Annotated in this window: 12 protein-coding genes; 9 read left to right on the top strand and 3 right to left on the bottom strand. The window is 46.5% G+C overall.

Going from position 1 to position 16,245, the window contains the following annotated elements; genetic code table 11:
• The first annotated feature begins 82 nt into the window (after nt 1-82).
• Nucleotides 83-2,935: a TonB-dependent receptor gene (locus FOT42_RS08795; protein ID WP_151890199.1), complete on the top strand. Its 2,853-nt coding sequence runs from the start codon at nt 83-85 to the stop codon at nt 2,933-2,935.
• Between the two features lie 202 nt (nt 2,936-3,137).
• On the top strand, nt 3,138-4,568 hold the full coding sequence (locus tag FOT42_RS08790) for an SLC13 family permease (protein ID WP_151890198.1): 1,431 nt from the start codon (nt 3,138-3,140) through the stop codon (nt 4,566-4,568).
• A 451-nt stretch (nt 4,569-5,019) separates the two neighbouring features.
• Here FOT42_RS08790 and FOT42_RS08785 read toward each other — a convergent pair whose 3' ends face one another.
• Nucleotides 5,020-5,739, bottom strand: a complete 720-nt coding sequence (locus FOT42_RS08785) for a hypothetical protein (protein WP_151890197.1) — start codon at nt 5,737-5,739, stop codon at nt 5,020-5,022.
• Between the two features lie 264 nt (nt 5,740-6,003).
• Between FOT42_RS08785 and FOT42_RS08780 the strand changes: the two genes are divergently transcribed.
• The 5 genes from FOT42_RS08780 to FOT42_RS08760 all read left to right on the top strand — a co-directional run bounded on the left by FOT42_RS08780 (nt 6,004) and on the right by FOT42_RS08760 (nt 10,932).
• Nucleotides 6,004-8,502, top strand: coding sequence for a zinc-dependent metalloprotease (locus FOT42_RS08780; protein WP_151890196.1), 2,499 nt, complete (start codon nt 6,004-6,006; stop codon nt 8,500-8,502).
• Between the two features lie 158 nt (nt 8,503-8,660).
• The gene (locus tag FOT42_RS08775) at nt 8,661-8,846 is read left to right on the top strand and encodes a hypothetical protein (RefSeq protein WP_151890195.1); all 186 of its coding nucleotides are present in this window, start codon (nt 8,661-8,663) and stop codon (nt 8,844-8,846) included.
• 103 nt (nt 8,847-8,949) lie between these two features.
• Nucleotides 8,950-9,396, top strand: coding sequence for a hypothetical protein (locus tag FOT42_RS08770; RefSeq protein WP_151890194.1), 447 nt, complete (start codon nt 8,950-8,952; stop codon nt 9,394-9,396).
• 214 nt (nt 9,397-9,610) lie between these two features.
• Nucleotides 9,611-10,210 carry a transcriptional regulator gene (locus FOT42_RS08765; protein WP_151890193.1) on the top strand — a complete coding sequence of 200 codons (600 nt, stop codon included), beginning with the start codon at nt 9,611-9,613 and terminating at the stop codon, nt 10,208-10,210.
• The gene (locus tag FOT42_RS08760; protein WP_151890192.1) at nt 10,207-10,932 is read left to right on the top strand and encodes a DUF3307 domain-containing protein; all 726 of its coding nucleotides are present in this window, start codon (nt 10,207-10,209) and stop codon (nt 10,930-10,932) included. The genes FOT42_RS08765 and FOT42_RS08760 overlap by 4 nt, the downstream gene beginning before the upstream one ends.
• Nucleotides 10,933-10,989: 57 nt before the next feature.
• On the opposite strand, the gene FOT42_RS08755 is transcribed toward FOT42_RS08760, so the two are convergent.
• Together FOT42_RS08755 and FOT42_RS08750 are read right to left on the bottom strand one after the other, a co-directional pair.
• A complete protein-coding gene (locus FOT42_RS08755) occupies nt 10,990-11,541 on the bottom strand; it encodes an FMN-binding protein (RefSeq protein ID WP_192938352.1) in 552 nt (183 codons plus the stop codon).
• The gene (locus FOT42_RS08750) at nt 11,528-12,448 is read right to left on the bottom strand and encodes a DUF6607 family protein (protein WP_151890190.1); all 921 of its coding nucleotides are present in this window, start codon (nt 12,446-12,448) and stop codon (nt 11,528-11,530) included. The genes FOT42_RS08755 and FOT42_RS08750 overlap by 14 nt, the downstream gene beginning before the upstream one ends.
• A gap of 185 nt (nt 12,449-12,633) precedes the next feature.
• Here FOT42_RS08750 and FOT42_RS08745 point away from each other — a divergent pair, with 185 nt between their 5' ends.
• Both FOT42_RS08745 and FOT42_RS08740 read left to right on the top strand, forming a co-directional pair.
• The gene (locus tag FOT42_RS08745; protein WP_192938351.1) at nt 12,634-14,715 is read left to right on the top strand and encodes a TonB-dependent receptor plug domain-containing protein; all 2,082 of its coding nucleotides are present in this window, start codon (nt 12,634-12,636) and stop codon (nt 14,713-14,715) included.
• A gap of 5 nt (nt 14,716-14,720) precedes the next feature.
• Complete coding sequence (locus tag FOT42_RS08740) at nt 14,721-16,229, top strand: HmuY family protein (RefSeq protein WP_151890188.1); 1,509 nt, start codon at nt 14,721-14,723, stop codon at nt 16,227-16,229.
• Nucleotides 16,230-16,245: the final 16 nt, after the last annotated feature.

Raw genomic sequence — 16,245 nt, 5'->3', positions numbered from 1 at the left:
CCCTATATTACCACAATTCTCTTCTTGATTGGAAGGGAATTTCCAGCAGCTACCCCCTATAATCTTACTAAAATCTACTTATATGAAAAGAATGAAATTAGCATTCCTTTTTGTGCTATTGGTATCTTTTGCCAGCACGGCACAAGAGGTAACAGGAACCGTTTATGACGACCAAAACGTGCCTTTGCCAGGGGCTTCGGTACAAGTAAAGGGAACTACTACGGGCACCATCACCGATTTTGATGGCAATTACAGCATCAATGCAAATCAGGGTGACATTTTGGTATTCTCCTACGTTGGCTTCAACACAAAGGAAGCGACGGTTACAGGCAGCAAACTGGATGTTACGTTGCAAGCTGGGTTGGAACTGGAAAATGTGGTGGTGGTTGGCTCCCGAAATGCCAACAGAACGGCAACGGACACCCCCGTGCCGGTAGATGTGTTGGATGTCACCGAACTGACGCAATCCACCCCGCAAGTCACTGTTACGGAAATTCTGAATTATGCGGCACCGTCCTTCACCTCCAATCCGCAATCCATTTCTGATGGTACGGACCACATTGCCCCAGCCTCATTGCGTGGACTTGGACCAGATCAGGTTTTGGTGCTCATCAACGGTAAAAGAAGACACAAAACAGGGCTCGTAAACGTAAACGGGACCTTTGGTCGGGGAAGTGTAGGCACCGACATGACCACCATTCCATCCAACTCCATATCCCGAATTGAAATTCTCAGGGATGGTGCGGCCGCACAATACGGTTCCGATGCCATTGCAGGGGTCATCAACATTGTCCTCAAAAAGAACGTGAACGAATTGCAAGTCGATGTAAACACTGGGGGCAATTTCACAAGTGAACATGGCCCAAGCAAAAAAGTGGACGGCGAAAAAGTCAACCTCGGACTGAACTACGGGCTGCCGATCGGAAAGGACGGTGGCTTTATCAACTTTACCGGAAATTTTAATTATAGGGGATCCACCAACCGCATGCAGGAGTGGGAAGGGTCTATTTTTAATTCCTATAATTCCATAGAGAGAGTTGCGGCCGAAGACAATTATGACCTTTCACTTCTCTTGGATGATGACCTCACGGATATTTTTCAATATGCCAGCACAGCTGGAATTGCTTTAAATGGCAATGAAACCAAAGAAGAACTTCAAGGAATCTTGAGCGAAGATGTTACAGAATCCGAACTACTTGCAAGAGGGCTTCAACGCAGTGACTTCAATATGCAGGTAGGGCAATCCCAAGTAAGGGGCGCTCAGTTTTTCGCCAACCTTTCCATTCCTTTGGACGAAAATCTGGAACTCTACGGTTTTGGTGGATTGAGCTTCAAAAATGGTAAAGCAGCTGGCTTTTATAGGCTTCCCAGTGAGTCAAGGGCCTACAGTCCGGCCTATATGAATGGCTTTTTGCCCGAAATCAACTCCAACATTGTGGATAAATCGGCCGCTTTTGGGATAAGAGGCATGCTTGGGGATTGGAATGTGGATTTCAGCAATTCCTACGGCAAGAACAAGTTCACGTACTTCGTTACCAATTCCAATAATGCCTCATTGGGCAATTCCACCCCCTTTGAAGCAGACTCGGGAGGGTTCAACTATAGTGAGAACACCACCAATTTTGACATGAACCGTTTTTTTGAGGACACCATGGCCGGCCTTAACATTGCTTTTGGGGCAGAATACCGTGTGGAAAACTATGCCATTGTGGCCGGGGAAGAAGCTTCCTATACACAATACAACACCTTGGGCAAGCCACACGACCCCACCGACCCCAACTCAATTGTTCCCACTGACTTTTTTGGAAATTCCAGACCTGGGGGCATACAAGTGTTCCCTGGGTTCAAACCCGATAATGAAGTGGATGCCTTTAGAAATACCATAGCAGGTTATTTCGATATTGAGACCGATATTACTGAATCCATCTTGCTGAGTGGGGCAATCCGTTATGAAAACTTCTCCGATTTTGGAGGAACCCTCAATTACAAATTGGCCACAAGGATCAAAGTAACGGAGAACTTTAACCTACGAGGTGGAGGCCAAACTGGTTTTAGGGCTCCTTCCCTTCATCAAATCCATTACAGCTCAACTTCGACCCTTTTTGTGGATGGAGTTCCAAATGAGGTTGGTGTTTTCCCAAACACCTCTAGGGTTGCCCGTCTTTTGGGCATTGAACCTCTCAAAGAAGAAACCTCCATTGGGGCCACGGCCGGTTTCACGGCCAGGGTACCCAGTGCCAACCTGAAATTCACTTTGGATGGATATCTCATCAATATTGATGATAGGGTAATCCTTACCGGACAGTTCGGTGATAACGGAAATGCCGAGTTGGCCAACTTGTTCCAACAGGCCAACGCCACACAGGCAGCTTTCTTTGCCAATTCTGTGGATACGCAAACCAAAGGTTTGGACTTTGTGGTGGACCACAAGGCAAACATTTCGGATAATGTCTCCTTGACCAATACGCTGGCCTTCACGTTTTCTGAAACCAGTGTCGAAAAGGTCAAGATTCCCAAAGCCATTGCCGATGCAGGATTGAGGGACACCTATTTTGACCCAACAAGCAGAATTTATCTGGAATCAGCGGTTCCCACGACCAAAGGAAATCTCTCGCACAATATAAAAGTGGGGGACAAGTGGAATTTCTTTTTAAGAAATGGATATTTTGGAGAAGTAAGGGAAGCCACCAATGAAGACGACCCTACCATTGATTATACATTTGGTGCAAAGGTGATCACCGACCTTTCCGTAGGCTACAATATTTCAAACAATACCAGATTCACGCTCGGAGCAAACAACCTGCTAGATGTGTATCCGGATAAGAACGACCCTGCCTTTAGATCGGACGGACGGTTTATCTACTCCAGAAGGTCCGTTCAATTTGGAACCAACGGACGTTACGTATTTGGAAGGTTGACTTTCAAAATAAAATAGGGAGAGTTTTTAATTTAACTGTCTCAAAGTATGGATGTCCAAAAGAACAATTGAACTTGAACTTTGTCAGGTTGAGCGCAGTCGAAACCTTTTGATTGTCAGCAATAAATTCTCGACTGCGCTCGAATTGACAGAGAGCAACTTTTTTGGACAGTGTCTTTATTTTTAAGTTTTCCCAAAAAAGCATAGCTTAGGATCCCATATGGAACTAAGCAAAAAAATAGGGCTCGTTCTGGGGCCCGTCGCTTTCTTGGTATTGAACAATCTGCCCTTCGAACTGGTTTCGGAAAAAGGGGACCCCGTAATTTCGGTCGCCATCTGGATGTTGATTTGGTGGATCACCGAGGCGGTCTCCATATCGGTGACGGCCCTTTTGCCCCTGCTCTTGCTGCCCATCCTGAAAATTCTGCCCATCGCGGAGGTCGGTGCCAATTATGGAAGTCCCATCGTGTTCCTCTTCTTTGGTGGATTTGTGATGGCCCTGGCCCTGGAAAAGGTCAACCTGCACAAACGAATCGCCCTGAACATCATCCGGCTGACGGGGACCACGCCCAATAAGGTCATTTTGGGGTTCATGATCGCGACGGCGACCTTGAGCATGTGGATCAGCAATACCGCCAGTACCGTGGTGATGCTGCCCATCGCCCTGTCCGTGATCAACCTTTTGATCAACGATGCGGACGGTTTCACCAAGAACGACGAGAACTTTGCCCTCAGCGTGATGTTGGGCATTGCCTTTTCCGCCAATGCGGGTGGGATTGCGACCGTGATCGGGACGCCACCCAACTCGGTGTTGATCGGCCTTTTGGAAAATGAGTACAACATTGAGATCTCCTTTTTGAAGTGGATGACCATCGGTCTGCCATTTTCCATCATCATGATCGGTATTTCGTATCTGGTCCTGGTGAAATGGATGTTCCCCAGCCGTGGGCTCAAGTTCAATGCATCCAAAGAAGTGATCCATACCGAACTTGACAAACTGGGCCCGACCTCTGGCAAGGAAAAGATGGTCCTCGTCATATTTGGCATCACCGTGTTCCTATGGATCTTTAGGACCTTGATCAACAGTATTTTTCCCCAATTGGGCCTTACCGACACCATGATCAGCATTTTTGCGGCAATCGCACTGTTCGCCGTACCCTACAACATCAAGAAGGGAGATTTCATCATTGAATGGAAGGATACCTCCAAACTGGCCTGGGGCATTTTGATATTGTTCGGCGGGGGGCTTGCCCTTGCCGAGGGAATGTCCACCAGTGGCATTGTGGATATGGTGGCCAATGCCATTGCGCAAAGCGAGATCAGCATTCTGTTCACGGCCACTTTGTTGATCCTGTTGATGCTCTTTATGACGGAACTGATGAGCAACGTGGCCCTAGTGGCCGTCTTGGCGCCCGTTGTGGCGGGTATTGCCATAGGTTTGGAGGTGCCCATCCTTTATTTGCTGGTCCCCGTCACCATTGCCAGTAGCTGTGCCTTTATGCTTCCCATGGCCACACCCCCGAACGCCATCGTGTTTGCCAGTGGGTATGTGAAGATCCCACAGATGGCAAGGGTCGGGGTTATCCTGAACCTGATTGCAGTAGGCCTATTGGTCTTGACATTCCAGTTCGTCATTCCCCTACTGTTCTAAAAAATAAATGGCCCCTCCGTCCAGAGGGGCCATTCACAAACTAACTAACTCAAAAAAATGTAAGAAACTAACTCAACCTTATGTTACTCACTCTTATCAGCGCTGGGACTCAACCAGCACTTTGATGGTACAAAGGTATGACCTCTAATTCTAAAGATCATTATAATTAGCCTTTTGTTAACGAAGGCCAGAAAAATCACATTCGAAATATAATTCACCTCAAGCTGAAATATGTTAAAAAACATATTTTAAATGATTTCAAATATTGCACATTTCGCAATGATGCGTCTTTTTTGTTGCAGTTCATTATTTTGGACAAAACGGTGTTATTTTTTTGTTAACCAGCAGATTACCCATTCGATTTACTCCAAAAAGAGGTTTTGAAAAAACAAAACCCCTCGGTCGAGGGGTTTTTCAGCTAACTCAAATAAGTTGTAAAATGAAGAACATTTTACTGCATTGACCCTGAGTATGGATCAAAACCTTCAGGGAGATACCTTGACGTATCGAAGCCCAATTCTATATCTTCATCCTCCATGTAGTTGATGCCGCTTATGGCCACCACACTGGTGTATGGATCAAAGTCTGCAGGAAGTTCGTAAGTACTGTCCAATCCCAGTTCGAGTTCGATCTCGTCCTCCACATAGGGGATGGATTTTAGATCTACATACACCTCATAGGGTGAAAAATCTTCGGGCAGGTAATCCCAAGTATTGAAACCTAGGTCCATATCCTCATCTTCCATATAGTTGATGGAATGTACATCCACTACATCGGAGTAAGGGTCAAAATCTGCAGGAAGATATTTTCGGGTATCGAATCCCAGACTTGGTTCAACTTCGTTTTCGAGGTATATGACGGAATTCAAATCAAAATAGCTTGCATAGGGATTAAAATCCTTTGGAAGATAATCCGAGGTATCAAAACCGAGGTCTATTTCCGGCTCTTCCTCTATATAATCTATTTCATTTAAATTCAACTCATAGGTCCAATCGGACATATCCTTAGTTGATCCACTCCAATCAGCACCAATGTTCAGTGCCGTATAATTGTTCTCCAATGTACCGGCGGTCTCAGTTCTGTCCTGTACAACCCCGGTTTTCTGCTGGTCGTTTGCCATGGCGGAACTACTCAATAGAACACTACCACAGATGATTAATAACTTGTTCATTTTTGATTGAATTTTTTGATTGATGATATGCTTATAAGACTATGTACATTTCGAATTGTTACAGCATTTACGATCTTTTAACGAAAAACCGATTTGCCATCAGCCCAGCAATAGGTGGGGTTTCAGCGGGGAGCACCAATAAAATGCAGGATTCCCGAAGGTTTCATTTTTCTGTAAAAAATTTTGCGTTAATATTTATTTAACAGTATGTTTTGATCATTTTTAGGTTCTTTGAAGGCTTTTACTTATCCAAACTAACATCTAATGATAAAAAGATTTCTACCTCAACTACTCGTATTGATTGCTTTGTTGGGCTCTTACCACACCGCAGAGGCCCAACTTTTCAAAAAGAAAAAGAAAGCTACCGAACAAAAAAAGGACGACAAGCCCAAGCCCGGTGAAATCCAACCTTATGACAAGGTCATCACCAAAGAGGCCAAAACGGACACAGGACTTTTCAGTGTCCATACGGTCGATGACAAATTTTACTATGAAATTCCAGATTCCTTATTGAACCGGGAAATGCTGATGGTGACCCGTATCTCCAAGACCGCTACGGGTATCGGTTTTGGCGGGGGCAAGATCAACACCCAAGTATTGCGTTGGGAAAAAAGGCCCAAGCAGATTTTGCTTCGTGTTGCATCCTATGAAAATGTGGCCGCCGATTCACTTCCCGTACACGAAGCCGTGGTCAATTCCAATTTTGAACCTGTGCTATACGCTTTTGACATCAAGGCGTTCAACAAAAAAGATTCGCTGAATCCCGCCACGGTCATCGAGGTCGATCCCCTGTTCACCAAAGATGTGAACGCACTGGGATTGCCCGATGGATACCGCAAACGCTATAAGATTTCCCGATTGGACAATGAGAGGAGCTATATCGAGTCCATCAAAAGTTACCCCCTGAACATCGAGGCACGCCACGTAAAGACCTATGCCTCCAGTGATCCGCCGAGCAACGCCAGTTTGGGATCTATTTCCATCGAGATCAACAACTCCATGATCCTTCTGCCCAAAGAACCCATGAAACGTCGCTATTTTGACCGACGCGTAGGCTGGTTTGCCAGAGGACAGGTGGATTATGGCCTGGATGCCCAAGAGAGCAAAACGGTGACCTATCTGGACCGCTGGAGATTGGAGGTCAAGGACGAGGACATTGAAAAATTCAAGGCCGGGGAGCTCGTTGAGCCCAAAAAGCCCATTATATATTATGTAGATCGCGCCACCCCAAAAGAATGGGTCCCGTTCATCAAACAAGGTATAGAGGATTGGCAGGTTGCCTTTGAGGCAGCAGGGTTCAAGAACGCCATCATCGCCAAAGATCCTCCATCGCCCGAGGAAGACCCAGAGTGGTCTCCAGAGGATGTACGGTATTCCGTGGTACGTTACTTGGCCTCCCCCATTCCCAATGCCAATGGTCCTCACGTGAGCGACCCCAGAAGCGGTGAGATATTGGAGTCCGACATCAATTGGTACCATAATGTAATGACCTTGCTCCGCAATTGGTATTTTGTCCAAACTGCGGCCATCAACCCAGAGGCCAGGAAAGTGGAGTTCAAAAAGGACATCATGGGCAGGCTGATCCGTTTTGTTTCTTCCCATGAAGTTGGCCACACCTTGGGCCTTCCACACAACATGGGCAGCAGTGTTGCCTATCCTGTGGATTCCCTTCGTTCGGCAAGTTTCACCCAGAAAAATGGTACTGCTCCTTCCATTATGGATTATGCGCGGTTCAATTATGTGGCCCAGCCCGGGGACGAAGGGGTTGCCCTGATGCCCAATATCGGCGTTTACGACAAATACTCCATCAGTTGGGGGTACCGACCTATTTTGGACAAGACCGCAGAGGAGGAAAAACCTATTTTGAACAGTTGGATCTTGGAACATGCAGGTGACCCCATGTATCGATTTGGCCATCAACAAGTGGGCGACATCCACGATCCGAGCTCACAGACCGAGGATTTGGGCGATGACGCCATCAAGGCAAGCATGTATGGTATCGCCAATCTGAAGCGTATTGTTCCAAATCTTATGGAATGGACCACTGAAGCCGGTGAGAACTATGATAACCTTGGTATTCTTTACGGCCAGGTCGTTTCACAGTTCCAAAGGTATATGGGCCACGTGTCCAATAACATAGGAGGGGTTTACGAATACCACAAAACGGCCGATCAGGAAGGTGCTGTTTATACCCATGTGAGCAAAGCCCACCAAAAGAACAGCATGAAATTCATGCAAGAACAGCTTTTTGAAACCCCTGAATGGTTGATCGATCAGAACATTTTCAACAAGACACAATATTCAGGATCGTTGGAGCGCATCCGTTCCGTGCAAGAGACCTATCTCAACACCATGTTACAGATGGGCAAATTGGCCAGGGTCATCGAAAACGAGACCATCAACGGAAAAGATGCCTATGGGATCCTGGAACTGATGCAGGACCTGCGTAATGGAATTTGGTCCGAAACCCGAAGCGGAAAAGCGATAGACACTTACCGAAGAAACCTTCAAAAAGCGCACATCGATCGCTTGGGTTACCTTATGACCGCTGAGAGCCAGGAAAAACAGGAAGATTTTGGTGGATACCGCAAATCCACGGCCATCCATGCAAGCCAATCAGATATCCGTTCCGTGGCCCGGGGAGAGCTCAACAACCTAAAAAGGGACATCCGAAATGGACTGTCGCGCACTTCGGATACGATGAGCCGATACCATTTGCAGGATGCATTGGAACGCATCGATCAAATCTTGGATCCAAAGTAATTTAATCTGTAGGAAATTATCCTTTAAGGTGTAGTCGGCCGAAAAGCTGGCTACACCTTCTTTTTTACCCTTTTCACATATAAAAAATTCACTTTCGCAACATATCGGCCTGATTGTGAAATGGTTTTATTACTTTAGTAATCCCAAATCACCACATCATGACCTACAAGACTAAAAGCCTCATCTATTTTTCCTGTTTTGTGATTGCTTCCATCATCTACTACGAAGTGGAGCAGCAGGATAAGTTCCAAGACAATCTCAATTCCAAAACTTACGTAGAGGCTGAGTTTCACGATGCCAAAGATTTGGAAAATCCGCAAGACCTTCAGGAGGAAAACAAATAGTTTTCCCAACAACCGTTGTTAAAAGTGTCCCAATTCATGCTTTTATGATTAAACCTATGGACCATATCTCCGTCCAAGGAACAAATCATTAAAAATGAAGCATATGAAACGATTAGCAGTAATGGTGTTGTTGCTCACCAGTCTTGGTGTGGTAGCCCAAAAAAATGATGGCCATAAATCTCGAAAAAGTCCAAAAATGGACCTGACCGCGGAACAGATGGCCACTTTGCAGACCAAAAAAATGACATTGGCCTTGGACCTTACCAAGACCCAGCAGGAAAAAATAATGAAACTTCAGTTGGACGAGGCCAAGTCTCGCAAGGAGAAATGGGAAGAAATAAAGGAGAAAAAGGATAGTGGCGAATGGCAGAAACCCACTTCCGAAGAAAGGTTTAAAATGGAGAATGCCCGGTTGGACCACCAGATTGCCCTCCAGACCAAAATGAAGGAAATACTGGATGACGAGCAATACCAGTCCTGGAAAAAGATGAAAAAACAAAAAGCCATGCATGGCAAAAAGAGAATGCAGCAGAGAGGAAGCAGAGGATAATGTTTTTTGTTGATTTTTGAGGAGCCGCGCCGTGCCATGGTCGCGGCTTCTTTTTTTATGCCACTTTGCATCAAGGGCCATCGATGCTGATTTCTTCCAAAAACTTTTACAGATATTTTTGATTATCTGTAAATAAACAGATATATTTGATTATCTGCAAATAAACAGATATTTAAAGTTATCTGCTTTTTGACGGATATTTCAATTATAGCAAATGGTTGCAGTACTCACAGGTGACATCAAAAATTCCACGGAACACAAGACCTCCGAATGGCTCCCCCTCTTGAAACAGGCTTTGGACCGCTATGGAAACGAACCTTCGGATTGGGAAATCTATAGGGGCGACAGTTTTCAGTTGCAGACCGAGCCGAAAAAGGCATTGGAAGCCGCCCTCTACATAAAAGCCTGCCTGAAACAGATACGTCACATGGACGTTCGGATAGCCATCGGGTTGGGCGAAAAGACATACAACGCAGAAAAGATCACGGAATCCAACGGGGAAGCTTTTGTATATTCGGGCAAGGGCTTCGAAAACCTAAAAAAGCAGAACCTGGCCATAAAAACGTCCAATGCCAGCTTTGACGGACACATCAACCTGTTCTTGGAACTGGCCTTGTTGACCATGGACAATTGGACGCCCGCCATCTCAAAAACGGTGAAAAGTGCCATCGAAAACCCGGAAATGAACCAAAGGGAGCTAGCATCGTTGCTCGGCAAATCACAGGGGAACATCAGCGAGGAACTCAAAAAGGCCGGTTTTGACGAAGTGCAAAAAATGATCGAATTTTACAAAACCCAACTCGTCCACTTATGACACTACTCGCCCTAAAACTCCTTTTGGCCCATTTTATCGGGGATTTTGTGCTGCAACCTGCCCATTGGGTAGCCGACAAACTTCAAAAGAAAGGAAGGTCAAAATACCTTTATTTCCACATCGGCGTACATCTGTTGGCCCTTTTGCTCATTCTCCAATTTCGATATTTGGGTGCAGTGGTCTGCATTGTGGTGACCCATCTGCTCATCGATTTGGGAAAACTTTACCTCACCAACCAAAAAAACTATCGGTGGCTCTTTGTACTGGACCAGGTATTGCACCTTTTGGTCATTGCCAGCATTGTATATTGGGCCCATCCTTTCCCAATAGATCTTTCAGGTCTTTGGGAGGAGAAAAGCCTTTTGCTGGCCACATTTCTGGTGTTCGTCACCTTTGTGTCGGGCATCATCATGCGGATGCTGCTTGCCCCCTATATCGATGAAATTGCCAAGGAAGATGAATCGGGCGAGGGCGGCTCGTTGAAAAATGCCGGCACTTACATCGGCATGTTGGAGCGACTCTTTGTCTTTGGATTCATCCTGATCCAACAATGGGCGGCCATCGGATTGCTCATCGCAGCCAAATCCGTGTTCCGTTTTGGTGATCTGAACAAAGGCAAAAACCGAAAATTGACGGAGTATGTCCTCATCGGTACTCTTTTGAGCTTTGGATTGGCGATCCTATCCGGTATGTTGTACACCCATCTCTCGGAAAGTATGTGACAAAAAAAGCCGCTCCAAAATGGAACGGCCTTTCCGAATTAAATTAACCTACTTTGGTCAAAACACTGTATTGTCCTGCAATACCTTCATGCTTTCCAAGATATTGCTCACCGCCAAGGTCATGGATTTTGCAGAGATGGTCGCCCCGGAAATCCCATCGATGTCCTCGCCATAAGCCAGCCTTTCGCCTGATTTTCTGCCGATGAACTGTTTCAGCCATCGCTGACTGCCCACTTGGCGACCATGATCTTCACGGTATATCAGTATTTTCGATTTTTTGATGCTCAGGTCCGGATTGAAAAGGACCACATAATCAAAAATGTTCTTCATGCTCGGGGCCTCCCCCAAATAAGCATAGCCTAGGATGGAACCATTGGCAATCACCTTGAAAAGATTGTCCCCACCCAGTTCCGATGGCGTTTTTTGGTTCAGTTTGGGGTCCACGGCTATCAATTCCAAGGTAAAGTCCTCCACCTCAAATGTGGTCAGCAACGCATTGTCCAGTTTCTCCTTCAGCTTTGGGGGAATCTTTTCCGCCTTGAAGCCCAAAAAGAAAAAGGCTGCACAAAGTGCCATCAAGCCGGGAAGCCTCAATCTATTTACCTGCATTTTCCCCTTTTTTCTCCGAAACAAAGCTGTTGATGACATTTAAGATCTGCCCTTTGTCCGCATTTTTCTCTTCCAGACTATAGAACTGCACAAACAACGGTTGCCCATCCACTTGCTTCAGAAGCGTTAGGTCACCTTCCCTTTCATAGACCTCGTCCCAAGCGGCACGTGCCTTGGCCCAAAAATCCTTGTGGGCTGCCCACCAGTCCGTAGCCACCTTACAATCTGCATCGGCTACCTTTTTGTAGATATTGAACCCTTTCTCTTGCGCCAACAACACATCTTCAGCACCTTCTTCGCGAATGATCTTATCATTGTCCTGCTCGTGCAACCATCCATAGGAAGTGATTTCCTGTCGGTTGCCCCTTGTCATCACATTGTAATCGCTTCGCTTGGAATACTCCCTTCGGGGCAGTGGGGAATCGCTCGTGTTTTCCCAAAAATGCTTTCCATCGTAGTGCACCCATGTGGAAGAACCGGAATACCTTGGGCTATCATCCACTTGGTATACCTTTTGGGTCCATTGCCCCTTCACGGCATCGGCAGGCAGCTGGGTAAAGTTCCAGGTATTGTCCCCATTATAGTGGAACACTTTCTGGTTCTCGAACAACCAATCCTGTCTCCAATGCTTGATTACTGTACTGTCATTGATCACCAACAAATGTTGCAGGGATATTTTGTTCTCCTCATCTATGATGGGCAAGGCAAGCTCCAAAGCCTTGGAGGTGTAGTCCAGTTTTTTCTCGTAGTCAATTTCCGGGGCGAAGGTCTCGGTATATTTAAATGTGACCTCGTAACAACCGCACATGTCCATGATGGACTTTCGGTCGAGTTCCTTCTTTTCCTGTGAATGTGTCATTGAGGCCCCTCCTACCAAGAGCATCAAGAAAATGATCGATTTTTTCATACGGGTATCTGTTAGTTGTTTTCAGAATGTTAAAGTACAAAAATACTAAACTTATTTAGATTGAATAAAAATAAAATATATATTTGTTCCAACAATTATATAGAATGAGTCTAAATAAATATAGTAAAATTCTTATTACTTCTCTCTTTATCTACGCGATAGGTCACACCCAAGAAAACAACACCATGGAAAAAGACTCCATGTCCATGCAAAACCTTAACGAGGTCGTGGTCACCGGGGAAAGTCAGGTCATGTCGCTCAGCAAAAAACTTTTTGCCGTGGGTGTCCTAGATCAAAGGGACATTGCCAAAGTGGCTGGGAACAATCTTGCGGACATCCTTAACTACAATCTCAATATCACGGTCACCCCCGACCCATCCACAGGTAGGTCCACCATCAGCATGTTCGGTCTGGACGGACAATATGTAAAAGTGCTCATCGACGGCATTCCGATGGCCAGCGACAATGGTATGGGCAACAATATAGACATCACGCAGATCAATCTGGAAGATGTGGAACGAATCGAGATTGTGGAAGGTTCCATGGGCGTGCTCTATGGGGACAATGCCGTGGCCGGGGTCATCAATATCGTGACCAAACGCGGTCTGGACCATGCCAAATGGCAACTTCAATTGTCCGTCCAAGAAGAAACGGTGGGTGATGAATATGAATGGTTCGATAAGGGCCGACACATCCAAAATGCAAAATTGAGCCACCAACTCAGTGAGAAGACCAGTATTTCCATAGGCGGTTCCCGGAATGATTTTGCGGGTTTCTTTAATGGCTATCAAGGCAGGAATTATGTGAACATACAGGACAATGCCGTGGTGAATGACGGGCTTCGGGGAATGGAATGGAACCCCAAAGAGCAGTTCACCGCCTTCGCCAACCTCAACACTGGCCTTGGCAAACACAGCATTTTCTATAAGTTCCAATATTATGATGAGACCGTGGCCGTGTACAACCGTAATGTGAACGGAAGGTTGAACAGTGACACCGGCATGGTGGAGCCCACGGCCCTTGACGAAAACTTCGACACCCAAAGGGTGATGAACAATCTCAACATTTCCGGACCGTTAAAAGGCCAGACCATCTATAACCTTTCCTTTTCCCAACAGACCCAAAAACGGTACTATCAACAATATGTCTATAACATCCTGCAACGGGGCATTGAATCCTACACGGCGGACAACCTGAGCCAATCCTCTGAGATTTGGTACTCCAAGGGCTTTGTGGGCAACATGGTCCCCAAGTCCGATTTTTTCAACCTGCAATTGGGCTACGAGTTCACCCATCAGACCGGATTTGACGCCATCGCCACAGGTGAGTACTCCAACGATGTGGTGGAAAACACCTTGGAGAACTATGATTTTTTCGGGGTGGCCGATTTCAATGTTTCGGATAGGTTTTCCATCTTCCCCGGAGCGCGATATACGAACAATTCCCAGTTCGGCAACAAACTGATCTGGTCCCTCTCCTCCACTTACGATATCACCGATACCTTCAAGGTAAAGGCCATATTCGGGTCGGCCTTCAGGGCCCCCAATTTTGAGGAGCTTTTCTTCTACTTTGTGGATTCCAACCACAATGTGCAGGGCAATCCGGATCTAAGCCCCGAAGATGGTATTTCCATTTTCCTGAACCTGGAGGACAAGTTCCGACTTGGCGAAAGCAGCATGCTGAAAACCGCTTTCAAGTCCTATTATTTTGACATCAAGGACAAAATAGCCTCAGTGGTCACCACGGACGAAGAGGACAGGAACCTTTTCACCTTTGCCAATGTGGACTATTCCAAGATCTTGGGCTTTTCGCTGGAAAATTCCCTGATGATGGACCGCTGGCAGCTTTCCTTGGGAGCTACCTACTTGGGTGAGTCCACGGCCATAGATGAGTCGCAAGTGAGCAACAGCGATTACCTGTGGAGTTTCAACCTACAATCCTCCGTGGGCTATACCATCCCTTCCATCAATACCACTTTGTCGGCACAACTGAAATATAATGGAAGGACACAGGTGGTCCTGAACGATACGGACGGTCCCGTGATCGGGCAGACCGATGATTTCACGTGGATGGATGCGTCGGTGAGGACCAACATCACCAAGAATTTCAACATTACCCTTGGGGCCAGGAACATCTTCGACATCGTCCGGGTAAATGCCTCGGATGTACCGTCGGGGGCCCATGGCTCTTCCGTATCCTCCAGCCGTTTGTTCGGCAATGGGAGATCTTATTTTCTAAAACTTTTATACAATCTAAATTTTAATTAAAACCAATGAAAAAAACGATCCTTTTAAAAGCAATTGCATTGATGCTCATCCTCAGTTCTTGTAGTGATGATGACGGCGAAAACCTAATCGACTTTACGGCCACTTTTGCCAGTGCCACAGTGAGCACCACCGAAGAGGAAACTTCCAAGGAGATTGTCCTGAACTTTTCCCGATCAGCTTCGGAAGATGGCACCATTACCGTTTCCTATTCTGGGGACAATGCCGAATACGGAACAGATTTCACCACTTCGCCTGATGGAAGTTCCGGCACCATTTCAGTGCCCGTAACATCCGGCGATACAAATGCCAGCTTCACCTTCAACAAGCTTACCAATGCCATAGAGGGAACCTCCAAGTCCGTCACCTTTACCATAGATGGTTTTAGCGATGCGGATTGGTCCACAGGAACAACTTCATCATCCTTAGTCAGCTATACCCCCATTGCGGCCACCAGTGGCATCATCGACACGGAAAACGGAGGTTCCAACCAACCCAACCAAGTCTATTTTGATTTCAGCACCGGGGTACAGACCGCTGTGCGACGTGACCTATGGGAAATTGGACTCTATAACGGGACGGAAAACCGTGTTTTCCTCAATGCCTCACTTTCCGTTTCTGCCGTGAAGCTGACGGGAGTGACCGACCTCCTTTCCGTGACCGAGAGCAGTGAACTTCCCGCACCGATGGAGTTGAATGCCTTGGACGCCATGTTCCAACCCACCACGGTCAATGTAAGCACCGTAGCCGAATTATTGGTCGGATTGCCTGTGGGCTATAACCAGTATGGAAATCTTGAAGCAGGGATCTCGTTCACCGATAGCCCTGAAGGCACCTTGGAAGGGACCGCCTTTGCGGAAATATCCACTACCGCGGAAGAAAACTATGTGTATTTGGTAAGCCTAGGAAAAGAAATTCCCACCGAACCTGCAGAAACTGGAAGCATCAATACCACGGGTGACCTTCGGGACATTATCAAAGTAAGGATATTGAGTGATGGCAACAGCTATACCATCCAATATGCCGACCTGAACGAGACCACTGCTTTTTCCGAGGTGACCGTTCCCAAAGATGCTGCCCATAACATCACCGCCTTTAGCCTGACCAACGGCGAAACCGTAAGCGTGGAACCTGCCAAGGAAGAATGGGACATCAACCTCAGTGGGGTGTTCACTTATTATGGCTATCAAGGTCCTATTGCCGCTGGTCTTACCTATTCGGACTATGTGGTGCACAATACCTTGGGCGGTGTGGGCCTCTATCAAGTGACCATTGAAGGTGATGTACCCACCTATGCCAACTTTACCATGGCCGATGTGGACGAATCCGCTTTGGTGTATGACAATAGGGCCGTTGTGGGTAGCGGTTGGAGAGATACTTTTGGAGGTGTCGTCAACACGGGCCGATACTATGTACTGAAGGATGCCGATGGCAATTACTATAAACTCAACTTTACGGCCTATACCAGCACCGAAGGGGAAAGAGGACATTTCCAGTTCACCTACGAACGTCTGTAAGCGGACACAACCTATT

This window comes from Flagellimonas hadalis (assembly GCF_007785775.2).
Classification (GTDB): Bacteria; Bacteroidota; Bacteroidia; order Flavobacteriales; family Flavobacteriaceae; genus Flagellimonas; species Flagellimonas hadalis.
Note: the sequence above shows the minus strand (reverse complement) of the source record. Positions and strands in the feature narration are given on the sequence as shown.